The organism is Halomonas sp. SIMBA_159, assembly GCF_046536035.1.
GTDB lineage: Bacteria > Pseudomonadota > Gammaproteobacteria > Pseudomonadales > Halomonadaceae > Vreelandella > Vreelandella venusta_A.
Genome location: NZ_JAWJBT010000958.1, coordinates 1 through 258, shown reverse-complemented (window position 1 = coordinate 258; position 258 = coordinate 1). Strand labels below are relative to the sequence as shown.

At 71.7% G+C, this 258-nt stretch carries 1 protein-coding gene; it reads left to right on the top strand.

The annotated features are described in order from the left end of the window. Window positions 1–41: 41 nt before the first annotated feature. A partial coding sequence (locus tag R0J87_RS22090; protein WP_498888992.1) for a hypothetical protein occupies window positions 42–258 on the top strand: 217 nt, incomplete at its 3' end.

Here is a 258-nt window from a genome sequence, read left to right as displayed (position 1 = left end):
AGACCCATTCGTGGAAGCCGTACGCGCAGCGCGTGCGGATCATGCGCAACACCATCGTCTCGGTGCTCGAACAGGCCGCGCGCAACGGCCGGCACTGGCGCGCGCAGGCCGATGCCGCCGACCGCGCCAATCTCGCCGGCCAGCCGGGCGTGCTCGACTACAGGACCGGCGACAAGGCCCGCACGGTCGATTTCCGCGGCTACGCCTACACCCGCACCCCAGCGCCGATCTCCGGCGCGCTGGTGACCCGCTACGACG